At 50.1% G+C, this 17,957-nt stretch carries 21 protein-coding genes; 15 read left to right on the top strand and 6 right to left on the bottom strand.

The genetic code is table 11. The annotated features are described in order from the left end of the window. The 3 genes from LH51_RS05955 to LH51_RS05940 all read left to right on the top strand — a co-directional run. On the top strand, positions 1-667 hold a 667-nt coding region (locus tag LH51_RS05955), incomplete at its 5' end, for a TSUP family transporter (RefSeq protein WP_036520678.1). Positions 668-1,051: 384 nt separating this feature from the next. Continuing rightward, positions 1,052-1,381, top strand: a complete 330-nt coding sequence (locus LH51_RS24665; protein WP_081960691.1) for a serine hydrolase — start codon at positions 1,052-1,054, stop codon at positions 1,379-1,381. 147 nt (positions 1,382-1,528) lie between these two features. Beyond that, a complete protein-coding gene (locus LH51_RS05940) occupies positions 1,529-1,741 on the top strand; it encodes a hypothetical protein (RefSeq protein WP_160173683.1) in 213 nt (70 codons plus the stop codon). A gap of 389 nt (positions 1,742-2,130) precedes the next feature. Here LH51_RS05940 and LH51_RS05935 read toward each other — a convergent pair whose 3' ends face one another. The 4 genes from LH51_RS05935 to LH51_RS05920 form a co-directional block, all read right to left on the bottom strand. After that, complete coding sequence (locus LH51_RS05935; RefSeq protein ID WP_081960690.1) at positions 2,131-3,651, bottom strand: tripartite tricarboxylate transporter permease; 1,521 nt, start codon at positions 3,649-3,651, stop codon at positions 2,131-2,133. Positions 3,652-3,663: 12 nt separating this feature from the next. Continuing rightward, positions 3,664-4,113, bottom strand: coding sequence for a tripartite tricarboxylate transporter TctB family protein (locus tag LH51_RS18870; RefSeq protein WP_052063483.1), 450 nt, complete (start codon positions 4,111-4,113; stop codon positions 3,664-3,666). Positions 4,114-4,195: 82 nt separating this feature from the next. Beyond that, positions 4,196-5,164, bottom strand: coding sequence for a tripartite tricarboxylate transporter substrate binding protein (locus tag LH51_RS05925; protein ID WP_036520674.1), 969 nt, complete (start codon positions 5,162-5,164; stop codon positions 4,196-4,198). Between the two features lie 93 nt (positions 5,165-5,257). After that, positions 5,258-5,908, bottom strand: coding sequence for a 4-carboxy-4-hydroxy-2-oxoadipate aldolase/oxaloacetate decarboxylase (locus tag LH51_RS05920; protein WP_081960689.1), 651 nt, complete (start codon positions 5,906-5,908; stop codon positions 5,258-5,260). A gap of 89 nt (positions 5,909-5,997) precedes the next feature. Between LH51_RS05920 and LH51_RS05915 the strand changes: the two genes are divergently transcribed. Next, complete coding sequence (locus LH51_RS05915; protein ID WP_052063482.1) at positions 5,998-6,906, top strand: LysR family transcriptional regulator; 909 nt, start codon at positions 5,998-6,000, stop codon at positions 6,904-6,906. On the opposite strand, the gene LH51_RS05910 is transcribed toward LH51_RS05915, so the two are convergent. After that, positions 6,884-7,789 carry a LysR family transcriptional regulator gene (locus LH51_RS05910; protein WP_036520669.1) on the bottom strand — a complete coding sequence of 302 codons (906 nt, stop codon included), beginning with the start codon at positions 7,787-7,789 and terminating at the stop codon, positions 6,884-6,886. The genes LH51_RS05915 and LH51_RS05910 overlap by 23 nt on opposite strands. A gap of 183 nt (positions 7,790-7,972) precedes the next feature. Here LH51_RS05910 and LH51_RS05905 point away from each other — a divergent pair, with 183 nt between their 5' ends. The 11 genes from LH51_RS05905 (at position 7,973) to LH51_RS23425 (ending at position 15,901) form a co-directional block, all read left to right on the top strand. Beyond that, the gene (locus tag LH51_RS05905) at positions 7,973-8,977 is read left to right on the top strand and encodes a Bug family tripartite tricarboxylate transporter substrate binding protein (RefSeq protein ID WP_052063481.1); all 1,005 of its coding nucleotides are present in this window, start codon (positions 7,973-7,975) and stop codon (positions 8,975-8,977) included. A 13-nt stretch (positions 8,978-8,990) separates the two neighbouring features. Beyond that, positions 8,991-9,245, top strand: coding sequence for a hypothetical protein (locus tag LH51_RS05900; RefSeq protein WP_036520667.1), 255 nt, complete (start codon positions 8,991-8,993; stop codon positions 9,243-9,245). Positions 9,246-9,471: 226 nt separating this feature from the next. Beyond that, positions 9,472-9,786, top strand: a complete 315-nt coding sequence (locus LH51_RS21235) for a tripartite tricarboxylate transporter permease (RefSeq protein WP_200881885.1) — start codon at positions 9,472-9,474, stop codon at positions 9,784-9,786. A gap of 10 nt (positions 9,787-9,796) precedes the next feature. Beyond that, positions 9,797-10,963 (top strand): tripartite tricarboxylate transporter permease, encoded by a 1,167-nt coding sequence (locus LH51_RS05895; protein WP_200881884.1) that lies wholly within the window; start codon positions 9,797-9,799, stop codon positions 10,961-10,963. Positions 10,964-11,023: 60 nt separating this feature from the next. Beyond that, a complete protein-coding gene (locus LH51_RS18865) occupies positions 11,024-11,611 on the top strand; it encodes an aminotransferase class V-fold PLP-dependent enzyme (protein WP_160173682.1) in 588 nt (195 codons plus the stop codon). Positions 11,612-11,622: 11 nt separating this feature from the next. Next, a complete protein-coding gene (locus LH51_RS23445; protein ID WP_052063479.1) occupies positions 11,623-12,333 on the top strand; it encodes an aminotransferase class V-fold PLP-dependent enzyme in 711 nt (236 codons plus the stop codon). A 332-nt stretch (positions 12,334-12,665) separates the two neighbouring features. Further along, the gene (locus LH51_RS23440) at positions 12,666-13,745 is read left to right on the top strand and encodes a putative bifunctional diguanylate cyclase/phosphodiesterase (protein ID WP_268746530.1); all 1,080 of its coding nucleotides are present in this window, start codon (positions 12,666-12,668) and stop codon (positions 13,743-13,745) included. Next, entirely contained in the window at positions 13,739-14,101 is a 363-nt protein-coding gene (locus tag LH51_RS23435; RefSeq protein ID WP_327124396.1) for a GGDEF domain-containing protein, read from the top strand. Before LH51_RS23440 ends, LH51_RS23435 begins: the two co-directional genes overlap by 7 nt. Before the next feature lies 1 nt (position 14,102). Beyond that, positions 14,103-15,041 carry an amino acid ABC transporter substrate-binding protein gene (locus LH51_RS05880; protein ID WP_235263556.1) on the top strand — a complete coding sequence of 313 codons (939 nt, stop codon included), beginning with the start codon at positions 14,103-14,105 and terminating at the stop codon, positions 15,039-15,041. Continuing rightward, positions 15,007-15,441: a transporter substrate-binding domain-containing protein gene (locus LH51_RS23430; protein ID WP_268746529.1), complete on the top strand. Its 435-nt coding sequence runs from the start codon at positions 15,007-15,009 to the stop codon at positions 15,439-15,441. The genes LH51_RS05880 and LH51_RS23430 overlap by 35 nt, the downstream gene beginning before the upstream one ends. After that, a complete protein-coding gene (locus tag LH51_RS23425; RefSeq protein ID WP_268746528.1) occupies positions 15,401-15,901 on the top strand; it encodes a transporter substrate-binding domain-containing protein in 501 nt (166 codons plus the stop codon). Before LH51_RS23430 ends, LH51_RS23425 begins: the two co-directional genes overlap by 41 nt. Positions 15,902-16,128: 227 nt before the next feature. Here the strand turns inward: LH51_RS23425 and glmS are convergent, their stop codons facing one another. After that, complete coding sequence (gene glmS / locus LH51_RS05870; RefSeq protein WP_036520665.1) at positions 16,129-17,955, bottom strand: glutamine--fructose-6-phosphate transaminase (isomerizing); 1,827 nt, start codon at positions 17,953-17,955, stop codon at positions 16,129-16,131. Positions 17,956-17,957 lie beyond the last annotated feature (2 nt).

Here is a 17,957-nt window from a genome sequence, read left to right as displayed (position 1 = left end):
GCTGGCAGTCGCGGCAACAGCTGTGGTGCATTTCACAAACAACCTTTTCAAGTTCGGCCTCATGGCACGCAAAGCAGACTGGTCGGTGGTAGCAAGGTTCAGTGTACCAGCGGCTGTCGCGGCTTTCCTGGGTGCAGGTTCCTTAGCTTTTTTTAACCAGCTTCCACCCCTTTGGCATTACACCCTTGCAAGCACGAACTACGAAATTACCGCGGTAAAGGCCGTTATTGGTAGCCTGATTGTGCTATTTGCCTTGCTCGAACTGTCATCGCGCTTCCAAGCACTGGCTTTTCCTGCCCACTGGCTGCCAGTGGGCGGCGTACTCTCAGGTTTTTTTGGCGGGCTATCAGGCAACCAAGGGGCTTTGCGTTCAGCGTTTTTATTAAAGGCGGGCCTGTCCAAGGAAGCCTTTGTGGCGACCGGGATTGTCTCTGCCGTTATTGTCGATGCTGCACGTCTCGTGGTGTATGGCACCGCCATACTTGCCACCGAATTCTCACAAGCTCAGGAGCTCATTCTACCTGTTGTGGTTGGGTCGATCTGCGCGTTCATCGGTTCGTTTTTTGGCAAGCGCCTTCTGCCAAAAGTGACGCTTCGCACGGTACAGCTTATTGTTGCGATAGCCATGCTAGGCATAGGTAGCGGACTAGCCCTAGGCTTGCTTTAAGGCTTTGCTGACTTTGCCTGAGGCCTGGTTAGCCACAGATAAATCTGGAGATAGTTTAATGACCAGCTCCCTTATCATTTTCTGCTGTCGCCTTTCTCCTCCCATTGACCACCTTCGCTAGCATAGCTTCTGAAAACTGGAACTGCTTAGAAAAACAGCTTACTTCTCGGCTCAGTTCCTTCGTGGGAGAAACAGGTGCAGGTCCCATTCCGGGACTACTGCTTGCCTTTTTGGATCACGAGCAGGTTCGCTTCTTCAGTTACGGTAGCCTGGACACTCCAGAAATATCCATTCAGGCCACACCTCAAACCCTGTTCGGCACGGGCTCAATAAACCAAACCTATTCTTGATGCCCTGTTGAGTGAGGCTTAAGAGCAAGGGCGTATTGATATTCACGCACCTCTTGCCAATTATTTGCCTGCAGACTGGCACCAAAGCAGCATGCTTATTAATACTGAACCTTCACTACTTCGCCTGTTAAACCATGAGGCAGATATACCCCGTCTACCTACTAATTTATCAGATAACACACGGGATCCCTACGCCGGATACTCCAAAGAACAATTACGTGAGGAATCTGTCCACATACGCTTAATAGGCCCGCCTGGAGAGCAAAAGCACTATTCAAATTTAGGTTATGCCTTACTCGGAGTTGCGATCGAGGAGATAGAAGGCGAAGCCCTAGAGGCTGTGTTTTCGGCTTGGGTTGAGTGAAAAGGTCTTTCCAACACCTTTTTGGGAGAACATGAGGTTCCTGCAAATCAGCAGATCTCACAGCTCCATCGAACATACGCCCATGGCCATGCTCTAAATGACCGTAACCTAAAGCAGACAAACTGGAAAATGGGTATCTTAAATGCTATGGAAAGATTATTTTCCACAGGTGAGGATCTGGTGAAGTTTGGCCGCATCACCCTGCAGCGTATACGTGAGGCAAATAGTGCAACCCACGACTGGTTTACAGATATCCATTCCAAATTAGGCGGCAGTGTCTGGCATGATGGTACAGCATCTGGTTTCACTGGCCACTTACAAGTTTTCCCGGACGCCGAAGGACTGCACGGAACAGCGTGAAGAGTGCAGCATACAGCTGACCAGTGTCAGGATACGCAGAGGTGTACCAAGAAAGCAGTTCAAGCGCATATCCATACAATACTTGGTGCTGCGGACAATGAGGTTGTAGAGCAGCCGCCTTTGTTGGATGTGCGGCATGACTGAAAGGAGTGGATTTAGTCTACTGGGGTTTAGTCTGTCCTGCCTCATACTCTGATCGAGTACATGCCCCAAGCAGCGCCCCCTTCCAAAGACACTTCTATCAGTGTTTTTAAAATCTGTGCGGGTATAAAACAATTGCAGTTGGAATGATAGTGTTCAGCCTAGGCCTGGAATACAGTGATATCCTGATGATACCAAGTACCATGGCCCTGATTTACCCAACCAGGGCCATGGCTTTACATCATGGACTAAGAGTGTTGGAGATCGCGTAGCGCTCTCTTGCGCTTCCAGCGAATGAGCAGTGGTGACAGCAGCGCCAGCAGGATGAACCCCATGATGAGCAGCGAAAATGGCCGGTCGAAATAGTAGCCCAGCAGGTTACCTTTGGACATGACCAAGGACTGCCGGAAACCGATCTCGGCCATTGCACCCAGTATCATCGCAAGCACTATAGCGGCCGTTGAGAAACCAGTTTTTCTCATCAAGTAGCCCAGTAAACCAAAGGCCGCCATCACGTAAACATCAAACATACTGTTATTGATGGTGTAGGAACCCACCACCGATAGCACCACGATGATCGGCGCAAGAATGGCAAACGGAACCGAGGCCACCTTGACCACCTGCTTGGCCAACGCCAAACCCACAATTCCCATCAAGATATTGGCCAGTAGCAGCCCAACAATAATGGCGTAAACGATATGGGCATTAACGGTAAACAGCTCATGTCCAGGTTGTAAGCCATGAATATAGAGTCCTCCCAGCATCACGGCTGTGGCCGCACTGCCGGGAATCCCCAGGGTCAGCAATGGAATCATGGCGCCACCGGTAACGGCGTTATTGGCTGTTTCAGCGGCAGCCAGACCTTCAATCTCGCCTTTGCCAAAGTTGTCTGTATTTTTGGAGCTACGCTTGGCCTCATTGTAGGCCACCCAGGAGGCCACATCGCCCCCCGCTCCCGGCAAGCAGCCAACCAAAACACCGATGATGGATGAGCGAGTAATTGTACCCCGAAGTCTTCGCCACTCGGCGCGATTGGGAAAGAGGTGCCCAATCAATTCAGGAGCCGCTGTAACCTCTTTGGCTCCATGGAGCTTTTCAGCCTGAATCATAACCTGGGAAATGGAAAACAGACCAATCATGGCGGGAATCAGTGAAATGCCACTCTCCAACTCGCCAACACCAAAGGTAAAGCGTGGGTAGGCGGTCATAACATCCACACCAACCAGACTGACCAACAAACCTAGCAGGCCCGCGGAGAGTCCTTTCACCATCGCACCACTGGATAAACTGCCAATAATCGTCAAACCAAAGATGGCGATCAGAAAATACTCGGGTGCACTAAAGCGCAATGAAATCTGGGCTAAAGGCGGCGCCAACAGCAGCAACGCCACAACACTGACAATGCCGCCAATCACCGAACAAATCGTGGAGGTTCCCAGCGCTTTAAGGCCCTCACCACGTAGCGTCATCTGATAGCCATCCATTGCCGTCGCCGCCGATGCCGGTGTGCCAGGAGTATGAATCAAGATAGCGGTGATGGATCCACCGTAGACGGCAGAGGCATAAATAGCTGAAAGCAACACCAGAGCCGCCACAGGCTGCATGCCAAAGGTGACCGGAATCAGTAACGCGATGCCCATGGTAGCACTCAACCCAGGCAAAGCGCCCAGAAAAATCCCTCCAAGTACACCGACAAACAGCATCAAGATAACATCCGGCGAAGCTAACTGCGCCAGGACTGACAACAACAGGGTAGTATCAACTTGCATGATCTCTCTCCTTTACAGCAATAGCCCAGTGGGAAGGGAGATGCGTAACTGCCAAACAAAGAGCATATAAATAAAGCTATTCATGATGACGAGTACTAGCAGCACTTGAAGGTAGGATTTCACCCCGAAATAAAGCATGAAAAATACCGCTGTGAGCGAACTGGCAACAAAAAATCCGAGCATACTGATCAAGGCCACATAAATGCACAGCGCAACAAAAGTGACGATCGGACCGCGTATATTCTGGAATACTGGGTCGTGTTGAATCCCGTGTTTTTTGCTGGCCAGCGTTTTAGCTAACCCTGTCCAAACAATAAACAGCGAAAAAACCGCGAAGGTGACCAGAATAAGTTTGGGAAATACCGCTGGGTCCGCAGGCATCTGAGCCGAGAGGCTGTAGAAGCCTATGGCGAAAAGCAGCATAACCAACCCGATTAGCAAATCTGAGTGTAACGCTTTCATAAGGCACCCTATTTATTGTTGTAAAGTTTGGCCTAATTGAATGGGTAGCCGTGATGCAATGAGACATCACGGCCTGTTGAGCTTACCAGCCCAGTAACTCTCCTAACGAGCGGACACCTTCCTCTTCCTCTTCTAGCATCTCGCGATAAGCATCACCGGTACGAATGTCTACCTTCAATCCCATTTCAGCCATTTTGGCTAAATGCTCAGGGTCTTGCATGCCAGTGATAAAGGCTTGCTGAAGTTGCTCAAGCTGAGTCGGATCGATGCCTTTAGGTGCCGCAATACCTCGCGCTGACCAAGAGATCACGCCTGAATATCCTTTCTCCTCAAGCGTAGGCACATCTGGAATAAAATCTGAACGTTCAGGTGCCATGATGGCAATGATCTTTAAGTCGCCATTGCGGTGAGCCATGTTGGTATCACCCACATTGGAGAAGTTCACATCGACATGACCACCCTGAATTGCTGCACGTTGCTCGGCCGTTCCGGTCGTATGCACAGGCACAAACTGAGTGTCATAATGATGGTTCATCTTTAGCAGCGCAATATGATCATCACCATTCGCGCCAGTAGTTGAAGCCGTCAGCGTATTCGACTCAGCATAGGCCACCAGTTCATCAATATTGCTATAACGTGTTTCATCTTTATTGATAGAAATGACACCATAGTCTGTCACATGATTGGCAATGAGTTCAAAGTCATCCAGGTCAACATCGCGCCGATACTGCGGATCCATATACCCCGTAATCAGATTGGGTGTATTAATGTAACCTAGGGTGTACCCATCATTAGAGGCGTTGAGTAGTTGCGTCCAGCCGACCCAGCCTCCACCACCAGGACGATTAATGATATTCAGTGGTACGCCCAGCTCACGCTCTACGGCGGGAAACAGGATACGCGCACCAACATCAGTATTGCCCCCAGCACCAAATGAAATGATTGTGGAGATCGGTCGATCTGGGTATGAATCGGCCCATGAGACGCTAGAGAACATGGCGATTGGAAGTGAAATACAGGCAAGCATGCCAACTTTTTTTATAGTTTTCATTGTTGTTTCCTCGTTTGCACTGTTGTCTGCAGTGCTTATTTATAGTTATTTAATAACGAAAATGAGTAGGGTTTAACTCTTAAGGGGCCGAAGTTACATCAGCTGTAATCGCTTTAGCGTGTTTTGTAAACCAAGCAGGTCGACAGTGCTGCCACCTTCCTTGATTTTTGTTCGAAAGTCTTCTTCTGTTTTTTCGCGCAACTGGGTTTCGTGCAGCACGCTGGCGATATCTTGCCGAGGAACCACCACCACACCATCGGCATCACCAAAAATGAAATCGCCCGGATTAATCAACGTATCACCAATGCAAATTGGCACATTGATCTTCCCCGGCTGTTTCTTGGCCGTACCTTTGATACTGATACCCTGACAGAACACCGGAAAACCGAGTGCTTTAATAGTCTGGACATCCCTGACGGCACCGTTAATCACAAGACCGGCCACACCTTTCTTGATCGCCTGCTCGGTTAGAATATCGCCCCACGGGCCAGCTTCGACGAAACGCTTGGCGTCCACCACCAACACATCTCCAGGCTGCACATACAGTAAGGCATAGTGCAACATAAGATTGTCACCAGGACGAATATCGACTGTAAATGCCGACCCAAACACCTGCATACTGCTACACAGTGGCTTCATGCCACTATCTAAAGCGCCACAGGCGCCTTGTGCTTCATAGATGGAAGCGCTACCGAACTGGCTGAGTTGTGAAACGAGATCGGTAAAGTTGGTTTTATTTATCATTTTTATACTCCTGAGTTGACCTCAGCCTCACTATCATATATTGATTATCTTTAATCAATCAGCGAATTACGCAGGTAAGTTCACTAAAAATGAATCTAAGACAGATACGCTACTTCTGTGAGGTCGTCGATGCCGGTGGAGGGAGTGCCGCCGCAAAACGCCTGTTTGTTGCGCCGACAGCCATCAGTGCACAGCTGACCTTGCTGGAACAGAACCTGGGAGGGGAGCTGTTTGATCGCTCAACCCGGCCTATGCAGCTCACGTCACTTGGAAAGTTTTTCTACCCTCGTGCAAAAGAGCTGTTGATTCAGGCAACCCGCTTAGAGGAAGAATCCAGACAAGTCGCCAGTGGCAGTGGCGGATGGCTGGGTATTGGTTTTATTCGCTCAACACTTTTTTCATTGCTGCCCTCTGTGATCAAAAGTTACCGAGCCCAAAACCCAGAGGTACATCTCGATCTTGTTGAGGTACTGTCCGAATATCAGGAAGAAGGCTTAAGGCAACACCGTATAGATGTCGGTATTTCACGCTTTATCGGCTTGTTTGAACGCCATGCGGACATGCACTATGAAGTGATCATTAACGACCCGTTTATGGCCGCCCTGCCAATTGATCATCCACTTGCACAGCATGACAGCTTCCCTATCAGTGCCTTCAAGCAACTCCCCTTCATTCTGTATCCTAAGGATCCTCGCAGCCCATTCGGACAAAAAATTCTGACGCACCTTGAGGAAAAAGGCATACGCCCGACGTTAACCCATGAGGCCATTGAAATTCATACCGCGTTGGCACTGGTTGGAGCCGGACTCGGTGGAACCCTGGTTAGTGGGTCGATCACACCCAACAATCGAAGGGATGTGGTTTTTCTACCTGTCGATGACATTGATATCAGTACAACACTTGTTGCGGTCACACGCAAAGACGAAACCAACCCCCTTCTGGATAACTTTATAAACATGCTTATCGCGAATACAGCTACACAAAAAAAGGACGGGTAAAATCGGCGGCTTTACCAAGACGAAGGGCTATTTCTTCAAGCAATGAGATCCGAATACCACTGTGGTATAACGCGTAGTAACCGATCGTTGGGGGCTGAGGAAGAGTCTCTAATATCTCCAACTCCTGTGTTTGGGCAAAACGCTGCACGCAGAGTTTTGGCAGTACGCTGATACCCCGCCCAGCCGTCACCAAGCCAACAAGGGCAAGTAAGTTATCGGCTATCTGAACGGGTGAAGCCATACCTTGGTGTGAAATCCAGCGATTTATGTCCTGAGCAAACCCAGAGCGCTTGCCCTGACTTATCAGAGTATAGGATTCCAGTTTACTAATGGGTAGGGGACGCGGCCCATCCACTAATCCAGCCCTGGCCATAAACGCCATTTCCACGCTTTCTAACAGAAGCATTTCCACACCAGGCTGGGCAAACACTTCTGGGACAAGCGGTATTACCACCAAATCCAGTTCACCATCCTGAAACTGTTGGTAGAGGGTGCGGCTCATATCAATAGTGATATCCAAACGGATATCAGGCCGTTCAAGGGTGTATTCCCGCAAAAATCCAGGCAGCCAAGTCAGCGCGGTCAGTTCGGTAAAGCCAATGCGGATACGGTGAAGTTTACTCTCCGGTTGTTTATTGAGTTCACGAATCTTATTGGCGCTGTCTATCGTCAAGTAGGCCAGTTCTAGTAGTTGTTCACCCTCTTCGGTTAAACGTGCATTACGCAGTGAGCGATCAAAAATATGCAGCCCTGTTGCCTGCTCTAGCTCTGAAATTCTTTTAGAAACAGTCGATTGAGTTGCATTTAGCCGCTGCGATGCCTTTTCAAATGTACCTAATTCAACCACCTGCACAAACGTTTCAAGTTGCTTAAGTGTCAGCATAGAGACTCCATATATGAATATTTCGACTTGTATTTTATGAATTTTATTCGCTTTTTTGAAAGTATAGAATGCTTTTAACTAAGACACAGGCACTCAATGGCGTCAGGCCTTAAAAATACTTCTAATGAGTGCCCTACTGCCCTACATAACTTTGAAACTATAAAAGTAACAAGGAACAAGACGATGAAGGCACAGTTTAAATACAAGCAAAAATTGATCCTGAGTGCGATGACGGCAATCTTGGCAAGTGGGCTAAGTGCATCAGTGCTAGCAGCTGACGATTTCCCCAGCAAACCAATACAGTTGATTGTCGCCTTCGGTGCCGGAGGTAGTACCGATACGATGGCACGCATATTCGCGAAGTACGCTGAAGAAGAACTCGGCCAACGTATCGTCGTGGTTAACCGACCAGGCGCTGGGGGTGAGTTGGGATGGGTACATTTAGCCAATGCGGCACCCGACGGCTATACCCTTGGCTTGATTAACTCGCCAGTGGTCGAAGTTTATCCTTTCACCCGTGAAGGCACTGTGGGTTATTCCCTTGATGATATTCGCCCTCTGGCCAATATCATTACCGATCCTGGCGTTTTGGCAGTAGCCACCGACAGTCCTTATCAAACGCTGGAAAGTTTTGTTACAGCGGTAGAGGAAGATCCAAGATCCGTAGTTGTGTCCCACGAAGGCATTGGCGGTGACGACCATCTGGCAGCACTCAACTTTGCCAAAGAAGCTGACATCGACCTTAATTTTGTCTCTTACAGTGGTAATGCTGAAGCAACAGCCGCTCTTCTTGGTGGGCACATCACGGCTTTTGAAGGCAACATGTCGGAAGTGGTAAACCAGATCAAAGAGGGCAAAGTGCGTGGTTTAGCTGTTTGGTCAAATGAACGCATCGATGCAATTTCGGCTGTACCTACCGGTAAAGAGCAGGGTTATGACGTGCTAGCGGCGGCATCACGCGGGTTTGCTGTACCGGCTGATATTCCGCAACCAGTGTATGACATTCTGTTGTCTGTGACCCGTGAGGTGGTAGAGAATCCGGAGTTTCTGGCCGAAATGGAGCAGCTCAATATGCCGGTTAATCCTATTTATGGACAAGACTACGTTGACTTTATCCACGAAAGTCATGATCGGCTAAAAGCCTTTGGGACCAAGAGCCTTGGATTGAGCAGTGATTTAACCCGTTAGGAGGACTCGCTCTATGCCACTCAACAAAATTGACCGTATGCTGGCCGTTTTGATTGGAGGCTTGTGCGCTGGTGTAGTCTGGATCGGGCTTGACATGCGTGGCGATGCGGGGGTTTTCCCCGTGATCGCCGGTTCACTTGGGGGGCTTGCCTGTTTGGGCATCGGACTCGATTCTTTTCGTCGCAAACTCCCTGATGAATCCCAGCTCCCAGTTGCCTGGCAACGTTTCACCCTCTGGTGCCTATGTGTGCTGGGATTATTAGGCTGATGATAAGTGTTGGAACATTTGTTGCGCTGATTGTATTTCTGCTGGTTAGTTTACGCAGCTTGAGCGACTTACGCTGGCCCACGGCCCTAATACTTGCGGTGTCTTTTTCTAGCCTTATTTATGCCGTTTTTGTGCACTTACTTTCAGTCCCCCTACCTGGTGGCGGGCTCTGGAATTGGCTAGCCAACTAACAGCTTTCTTCAAAGACACCCAAGAGACTATTTCTATGGATATACTACTTGTTGCACTAGGTAATATTCTGACGCCGATGGCTCTATTGACGCTGTTGCTTGGTACCTTGGCCGGAATGACAATCGGCTCCTTGCCAGGACTTTCTTCAACCATGGGCGTCGCGCTTTGTATTCCAATCACCTTTAACATGCCAGCAGATCTGGCGCTGATTCTACTCGGTGCCGTATACGTTAGCTCGGTCTATGGCGGCTCCATTACCGCCATTCTATTGCGTACCCCTGGCACAGATGCATCTATCGCCACAGCGCTGGATGGATATCCATTAGCTATGGCTGGGACGAGGGGGTGAGGCCATTGGCATGGCAACACTGGCCTCACTTTTCGGCGGTCTCTTCAGTGTGATTGTATTGATCACTGTTGCGCCCCCGCTGTCGACCGTTGCCCTCGCGTTCGGGCCACAAGAGTACACGGTTTTAGCTATATTCGGGCTGGTAACCATTGTAGGTGTCGCCTCGGATCAACCCATAAAAGGTGTGCTATCAGCGGCACTAGGTCTGATTTTGGCGAGTGTAGGGCTGGATGCGTTCACTGGTGCGCAGCGCTTTACTTTCGGCCAACGCGAACTGTTTGATGGCGTGCCCTTGCTACCGGTGCTCATCGGACTTTTTTCAGTTTCTCAAGCATTTAATCTGTGCGTTCCCAGAAGTGCGGGAGTACTAACCGGTAAAGGGCCCCAACTCCAAGGGCGTAATCTGCCGTTATGGTCCGACATTAAACGCTGCCTACGCACGTTATTGCGCTCTTCTGTCATAGGTTCAGTTGTTGGGATTTTACCCGGTGCAGGCACCAGCATTGCGTCATTTATTTCTTACAATGAAGCCCGGCGTCATTCGAGCACACCGGAAAACTTTGGTAAAGGTGAGCTCGAAGGGGTTGCGGCTTCTGAATCCGCCAATAATGCTGTCACAGGTGGTACCTTAATTCCAACCCTAACGCTGGGCATTCCTGGAAACGCCGTCACGGCTGTCTTTATAGGCGGTTTAACAATTCACGGACTCATTCCAGGACCTAGCCTGTTTACCCAACACGCGGAAACAACTTATACCCTCATCCTTTCCCTGTTACTGGCCAATGTGCTTTTTGCGATTCTGGGATTGTGGCTGTGTCGCTATCTGGTCATCGTAACAAAAGTCCCTGGTGCGGTATTAGGACCGATGATTCTGGTATTCAGCGTAATCGGTACTTATGCACTGCGTAACGAGATGTTTGACGTCTGGCTGGTTGTTGCTTTCGGTGTGGTTGGATATTTTATGGAGCGCTGGCGTTACCCTGCCGCCCCCTTGGTCATTGCCCTGATCCTGGGACCTATTCTTGAAGTTAACTTTCGCCGTTCGATGCAAATCTCGCACTGGGATCTTACCACCTTCTTTACTCGGCCACTGTCGCTAACGCTTTGCGCTCTCGTAGTGCTGGCTCTGGCGTATCCGCTATGGAGTCAATGGCGTCGACGCAACAACCAGAAATAACTAGATCTTGTGAACAACAAGCAAACCCACATCTAATCATTTGAGATGCTGACAACTATTATGAGCACGACAACTTTTCTCAATACAGCGGCCCCAGCCCATTCAACTCAAGGCGCCCTATTACCCAATGAGCTATTGGCTCAGGTACGGGAGCGTTTCTTGCATGTCGACACTTGCCCTTATAGCGGTAAGCGAACCTACTTTGAAAACGCCGGTGGTTCACTAACGCTTAAGTCGGTCATTACCCAAGGGGCAGAAATAGCGGCTATTCCCGATAACGAACACCGCGATAACCCCGCCTCCCATGCTATATCCGCGATCGTTGCTGCCGGTCGCAACGATTTAATGACCTTCTTCGGTATTAGCCCTGATAATGGCGTGATTTTTGGTGGTGAAACAGGAACAGAATGCCTTTTTCGCGTGATCCGTGCCGCTGCACTCTCGGCTGAAGCCGGGGGTAGCCTTGTCACCTGCGCAATCGAACACCCCGCCACCTACGATGCGACTCGTCAATGGGCCCAACGCACCAACCGTGAGTGGATTGAGGTTCCTTTCGATATTAATGCAGGACGCGTGACGGCGACACACTATGCCAAGTTTGTACGTTCCGATACCCGCATCGCCACGATCCTGCATACCAGCCAGTAACGGGGATGAGCATGGATGTTGCTGAGATAGCACAAAGTATCCGCTGCATTGCCCCTGAGTGCATCATCATCGTCGATGGTATCCAACATGCGCCCCACGGTTTACTCAATGTCGAAACCTATGGTGTTGATGCCTATGTTATTTCGCCTTATAAGGTTTTCTGCCGTTTTAATAATGGCTATGCCTGGCTATCCAGGCGCCTTAGCCTAACCGAACACGACAAACTGATCGGAAAGTCAGCCGATGCATGGGAGTTGGGTAGTCGTGATCCCTCCGCCTTGATCGGCATTAGCGCAATGGTCGACTACCTGGTTTGGCTGGGTGGACACTTTACCGATACGACGTCACGCCGAGCTGGCTTGATCGCGGCCGGAAATGCCATAGGTAATCACGAGCGTGCGCTCGTACATAGATTAATTAACGGAAGCAAAAGCTTAGCCGGGTTAAGTAAATATCCCGGGATAAAACTGATTGGGCCTTCAGACACCCCTCACCGTGAAGGCGTGGTGTCATTTGCAATCGCTGAGTATGAGGCTAAGTATATCGTCGCTGAACTCGGTAATCGTGGGATACGCGTTCATGCCCGCAGTGATGATGTCTTTTCGGGTAATATTCTACGCCCGCTGGGGCTTAAGGCGGTCACCCGTATCTCCTTAGCTCATTACAACAGTGTAGAAGAAATTGATGCGTGTTTAGCCGCCTTACAGGAGATTTTGCTGTAACCATCCAATGTCCTTGGGATATTTCAGTACAGTGCCCGTTTGTTACTATATGGGGACTGTATTGAACGGATGTAACTCCGTCTCAGGCTTAAACATTTTTCTGCTATTAGCATAGCCCCCACATTGCCCTCCTTGATGTTGACTAGCACTCCTGAGCGCTGTGATTTTTTAAAGCACGCGCCTTCATTTAGTGATACTTTACTACCTAAAGCGTAATGTATCTTATAAGCTTATCGAAGCAAGTTATGCTCAAAATATCCCATCAAAGAAAGGATTACTCGTCGTAATTACACCCTGGTAACCAGGTTGTTGCAATACAGGAATCGGATTCTATGCAAGAACACCAGCAGAACAACGCTCCAGGGCTTCCCTGGCACCACACCCTTGTGGGTAAGGTGGTGGTGTGTATGCTGCTGGGCGTATTGTTTGCGTATGTGACTGGAGCCTTGTCGGGCTTTTTTATGGTGGAACGCGGCGCTCGCGAACAGTGGAAACGCGAAGCCCAGGTCAATGCGCAAATTGTCAGCGCGACGATTCGGCGTATTTATACATCCGTGGCTGTAACAACGGATGACACAGGCCAGGTCACCCATATTGTTTCCCGGCGCCCGATTGGCGATGAGGAGTCGGTGCTTGAAACCGGATTTAGCCCAGTTGACGTGTTGGCGCTGGCCAGTGCACAAACACGTAATAATGTGTGGTTGTTTGCTGAGTCTTCTGACGGATCTTTCAAGGTTGTGGCAGAAGCGCTTAATGGATCGATGAAAACCCCTGCCAGCTTGACTGTAGATGCTTGGCAGACAAATACAGACGCTACCCATTTTTATGTTGGCTTTGCCAAAATAGCGAATCAAGAGCATTTTATTAGCTCACTACCCATTGTCAGTGCAGATAATCAACTGCTGGGGGTTGTCGTATCAACAATTGGCCAAAAAGATAAGCTGTATCGGATACATAACGACTTGATTGGTAAAATCTTTGTGACGCTTTTGATTGTATTGGTTGCAACTGCGTTGCTGGTCACGATATTGATGCGCCAATTTTTCAAACCCGTTCCTATTTTAGTTAAGGCATTAACCGATATAGCCAAAAATCAAACCACTCACGCCACACCCTATACTGAGCGTAATGATGAAATCGGTGAAATGGCCAAGGCTATCGATGCCCTGCGCAAGAAGGTTATTGAACGTGAGCATCTACTTGATGTAAAAGATGAAGCACTGCGATTTCAACACCTTGCACACCACGACTCCTTAACCAAATTACCTAATCGTGCACAGTTTAATGACGCATTAACAGACGCGCTACACACCTTGCTTCTGGGCGAGGTGTTTAATGTCATGCTGTTTGATCTCGACCATTTTAAAGCCGTCAACGATAGCCTGGGACACGGGGTTGTTGCGGCCTGTTAGTAGAAGCCAGTCAGAGAGTCCTGGCACTTCTCGGCGCTAATGATTTAGTCGCACGTCTGGGGGGTGATGAATTTGCCATCATTCAGCCGGTTACTGTCAATGCACAGGAAGAGGCCAGCCTGCTGGCAGGAAAAATAGTTTCCGCCCTCAGAGAGCCGTTTATTATCGATAAGCAGGATATTCATATCGGCGTCAGTGTTGGCATTTCAAACGCACCCCTGAATAGTAATAACAGTCATGATCTTCTGCACAAGGCTGACCTGGCACTCTATGCAGCCAAGGCGAAAGGACGCGACTGCTATATGCACTATACTGAAGGGATGACCATGGGCTCCAGTATCATTGACAGAGAGTAATATGATGAAATGGCTAATCGCTGTATTAGTAAGTAGCACGATCTGGCAAAGTGCCCTGGCCAGTGATCTGTTAGCCTCTTCGCCCAGCCTGTCACATATTGTGTCTACTGGCGAAATTACTATCGGACATCGCAGCAGCGAAATACCTTTTTCCTATCTGGTAAACGGACAACCAATCGGTTATGCCATCGACCTTTGCCTGGAAGTGATCAATGCTCTGCAGGAAAACCTCGGGTTAAATGAACTCAACGTAACCTTTGTACCCCTCACGCCCGCAAACCGGTTTATCCTGGTAGGTAACGGCACAGTCGATATTGAATGTGGAGTGACCACCAATACGCCAGAGCGCCGCCGCCAGGCCGCATTTTCATACCCGCATTTTCTGACAGCCACACGCTATGTATCTCTAGCCGAAAAACAGATGAATAGCCTGCAGGATTTAGCTGGCCAAAGTGTGGTATCCACCACAGGTACCGTTAATATTGCACAACTCAACGAACTCAATCGAACCCAGGGGCTGAATATTTCAGTGATGCTGAGCCGTAATCATGAAGAGGCTTTTACCATGGTGGCTTCAGGGCAGGCTGCTGCTTTTGTTATGGATGATATTTTATTAGCCGGTTTGATTGCCTCAGCCCCCAATTCTGCGGCCTTCCGGATTTCCGAAGCGACCCTGAGTAACACCGAGCCTTATGGATTAATGATGCCATCTGATGACCCTGTTTTTGTTGCACAGGTAAACAAGGCCCTGGGTGATATTTATCAAAGTGGCTCCATTTACACCCTTTATGATAAGTGGTTTGTGCAACCTATTCCTCCTGATAACAGAGTATTGAACCTGCCGTTAGCGCAGAGCTTGCCGCTATATTTGCCAATCCTGAGCAGTACAAAGAATGAGGTAGACTATGATGCGCCGACGTATATTATCCCTGGGATGTAGCTTACTGATCATGCTTTGGGGTGGAGGGGCTGCACAGGCAACAACACCGATCAATACGCTTGAACGTATAGAAGCAACAGGGGTGCTGCGCGTTGGCTATGGTGATACAGCGCCCTTCTCTTATGTGGATGAGCAGAGCAACGAGGTCGTTGGCTACTCTATCGATATTTGCCAACGCCTGGCTGAACAACTGCAAGCGCAATTAAACCTTCCCTCACTGGATATAGTCTATGTGCCGCGCACACCCAGCAACCGGATTATGTTACTCAATAGTGGCGATATCGATATTGAGTGCAATGCCAGCACTAATACGCCAGAGCGCCAGCGTAGCGCACAGTTTGCGCTGAGCCATTTTTTTTGTGTCCGTGCGCTACGTAGCCCTGCAGAAAAACAATTTTAAAACCCTGCAAGATCTGGCCGGGCGCAGCGTCAGTGTCGCCCGAGGTACAGTCAATGTTAGTCAGATTAATCGGGCAAACCGACAGCAACAACTGAATTTATCCATCATTCCGGTAGACACCTTACAACAAGCCTTTGATCTAGTAGCAGATGATCGCGTAGCCGCCTTCGCCATGGACGATATATTACTCAGTACCATGATTGCCGAATCAGACAACCCTGAAAGATACACCCTGTCTGAAGAAGCTGTTTCCCCGACGGAACCCCTGGGCTTTATGATGCGACTGGGTGATGACGCCTTTGCGGAACACGTGAATAACGCGCTTGAACAGATTTACACCAGCCCGGAGATGCCACGGCTGTATCAACGCTGGTTTCAGCAACCCCTGCCCGGGAAAGGCATAACGCTTAACGTGCCAATGAGTGACATGTTGGCTGAGCACTTTGTTGCACCCCGGTAGGGGGAATTAGCTGTTTTGTTGTGGGAGCCCGCTCTGCGGGCGAATGCTCAAACAAAACACCTTTCGCCCGCAGAGCGGGCTCCTACAATAGGGGGGTGTTCTTTATTCTGTAGGAGCTCACTCTGCGTAGGAGCTCACTCTGTGAGCGAAGCTCTTCGCCCACGAAGTGGGCTCCTACAGGAGCGATGCCTTTCTTTTTCGCCCACAGAGTGGGCTCCTACAGGGTGCTATTCCACCGTTACACTTTTTGCCAGGTTCCTCGGCTGATCCACATCCGTGCCTTTCAGTACGGCGACATGGTATGACAGCAGCTGTAGTGGCAGAGTATAGGCTAGGGGTTCCAGTAGCGGGTGTACGGCAGGGAGTGTCAGGGTGGTGACGCCCTCTTCGTCGCGTATGCTTTGCTCGCAGCCAGTGAACACGAAGAGTTCACCGCCGCGGGCGCGTACTTCCTGGAGGTTGGACTTGAGCTTATCCAGCATGTCGTTGTTGGGTGCTACGGCGACTACCGGCATATCCTTGTCGACCAGTGCCAGCGGGCCATGTTTTAGCTCGCCAGCCGGGTAGGCTTCGGCATGGATGTAGGAGATCTCTTTAAGTTTCAGCGCTCCTTCCATAGCCACCGGATAGAGGGTGCCGCGTCCCAGGAACAGGGCGTGGTGTTTTTCGGCAAAGGCTTCGGCCATTTTGGCGATGCTGTCGTTGAGTGACAGCAGCGATTGGATCAGTGTCGGTAACGCCTGAAGGGCTTCTACAATTTGCCCTTCCTGTTCGGATTTCAGACCAGTGCGTCGCGCCAGTATCAGTGTGGTCATCAGCAGTGCCACCAGCTGTGAGGTGAACGCCTTGGTGGATGCTACGCCGATTTCGGGACCAGCGTTGGTCATCAGTGCCAGGTCGGATTCACGTACCAGGGAGCTGCCGGGGACATTACAGATCGCCAGACTGGCGAGTACGCGCTGCTTCACTTCACGCAGTGCCGCCAGGGTATCGGCGGTTTCACCCGACTGTGACAGAGTTATCAACAGGGTGTTTTGCGGCAGTACCACGTCACGGTAGCGGAACTCGCTGGCCACTTCGACATTACAAGGAATGCCGACAATCGACTCTATCCAGTAACGGGCAATCATTCCGGCATGGTAACTGGTACCACAAGCGACTATCTGCACCTGTTTAACCTGATCAAAATACGCCGAGGCACCCACGCCCCAAGCCTGTTCCAGCAGGTGCCCCTGACTGATGCGCCCTTCCAGTACCCGTTTCATTACTTCCGGCTGTTCATAGATTTCTTTCAGCATAAAGTGCTTGAAGGCGCCCTTTTCGGCCGCAGCCTGACCGTGTTCAAAAATACTAATGGGACGCTCTACTGCGTTACCTGCGGCATCCACAACCTGAATCTGATGGGTGGTCAGAGTGGCAATATCACCCTCTTCCAGAAACATAAAGCGGTCAGTCACCGGCAACAGCGCCAGTTGGTCCGAGGCAATAAAGTTCTCGCCCATACCGACACCGATTACCAACGGGCTACCCTTACGGGCCGCCAGCAGTTGATCAGGATAGTCGGCATGCACCACCCCCAGTGCAAAGGCACCTTCCATACGTGCAACACACTGGCGTAGCGCCTGTGTCGGTGTGACGCCGGTTTTTAGTGTCTGATCCAACAGGTGCGCAACCACCTCGGTATCTGTGTCAGAGTTGAACACATAGCCGTCGGCCTTGAGTGCTTCGCGCAGGGGTTCATAGTTTTCAATGATGCCGTTGTGCACTACCGCCAGGCGTTCGCCTGACATGTGTGGATGGGCATTGGATTCTGTAGGTTTACCATGAGTCGCCCAGCGGGTGTGGGCTATGCCGATTTCACCAGTTTGTGGCTGCTCGGCCAACAGATCGGCCAGCGCTTGCACCTTACCGGCACGGCGCAAACGTTCCACCTGCCCGGCTTCCAATAACGCCATACCGGCAGAATCATAGCCGCGGTATTCCAGCCGTCTTAAGCCTTCCAGAAGAATTTCAGCTACCGGACGGGCAGCAACAGCTCCAACTATTCCACACATGA

Origin of the sequence: Nitrincola sp. A-D6 (assembly GCF_000764495.1) — a bacterium.
In the GTDB taxonomy this organism is placed as follows: domain Bacteria; phylum Pseudomonadota; class Gammaproteobacteria; order Pseudomonadales; family Balneatricaceae; genus Nitrincola.
The sequence above is the reverse complement of the archived record's forward strand: the minus strand, read 5'-3'. Positions and strand labels throughout refer to the sequence as shown.

Excerpts from the sequence above, each read along its gene's own strand:
- LH51_RS05940 (WP_160173683.1), top strand. The coding sequence starts at position 1,529 with ATGGAAAGATTATTTTCCACAGGTGAGGATCTGGTGAAGTTTGGCCGC.
- LH51_RS05935 (WP_081960690.1), bottom strand. The coding sequence starts at position 3,651 with ATGCAAGTTGATACTACCCTGTTGTTGTCAGTCCTGGCGCAGTTAGCT.
- LH51_RS18870 (WP_052063483.1), bottom strand. The coding sequence starts at position 4,113 with ATGAAAGCGTTACACTCAGATTTGCTAATCGGGTTGGTTATGCTGCTT.
- LH51_RS05925 (WP_036520674.1), bottom strand. The coding sequence starts at position 5,164 with ATGAAAACTATAAAAAAAGTTGGCATGCTTGCCTGTATTTCACTTCCA.
- LH51_RS05920 (WP_081960689.1), bottom strand. The coding sequence starts at position 5,908 with ATGATAAATAAAACCAACTTTACCGATCTCGTTTCACAACTCAGCCAG.
- LH51_RS05915 (WP_052063482.1), top strand. The coding sequence starts at position 5,998 with ATGAATCTAAGACAGATACGCTACTTCTGTGAGGTCGTCGATGCCGGT.
- LH51_RS05910 (WP_036520669.1), bottom strand. The coding sequence starts at position 7,789 with ATGCTGACACTTAAGCAACTTGAAACGTTTGTGCAGGTGGTTGAATTA.
- LH51_RS05905 (WP_052063481.1), top strand. The coding sequence starts at position 7,973 with ATGAAGGCACAGTTTAAATACAAGCAAAAATTGATCCTGAGTGCGATG.
- LH51_RS05900 (WP_036520667.1), top strand. The coding sequence starts at position 8,991 with ATGCCACTCAACAAAATTGACCGTATGCTGGCCGTTTTGATTGGAGGC.
- LH51_RS21235 (WP_200881885.1), top strand. The coding sequence starts at position 9,472 with ATGGATATACTACTTGTTGCACTAGGTAATATTCTGACGCCGATGGCT.
- LH51_RS05895 (WP_200881884.1), top strand. The coding sequence starts at position 9,797 with ATGGCAACACTGGCCTCACTTTTCGGCGGTCTCTTCAGTGTGATTGTA.
- LH51_RS18865 (WP_160173682.1), top strand. The coding sequence starts at position 11,024 with ATGAGCACGACAACTTTTCTCAATACAGCGGCCCCAGCCCATTCAACT.
- LH51_RS23445 (WP_052063479.1), top strand. The coding sequence starts at position 11,623 with ATGGATGTTGCTGAGATAGCACAAAGTATCCGCTGCATTGCCCCTGAG.
- LH51_RS23440 (WP_268746530.1), top strand. The coding sequence starts at position 12,666 with ATGCAAGAACACCAGCAGAACAACGCTCCAGGGCTTCCCTGGCACCAC.
- LH51_RS05880 (WP_235263556.1), top strand. The coding sequence starts at position 14,103 with ATGATGAAATGGCTAATCGCTGTATTAGTAAGTAGCACGATCTGGCAA.
- LH51_RS23430 (WP_268746529.1), top strand. The coding sequence starts at position 15,007 with ATGATGCGCCGACGTATATTATCCCTGGGATGTAGCTTACTGATCATG.
- glmS (WP_036520665.1), bottom strand. The coding sequence starts at position 17,955 with ATGTGTGGAATAGTTGGAGCTGTTGCTGCCCGTCCGGTAGCTGAAATT.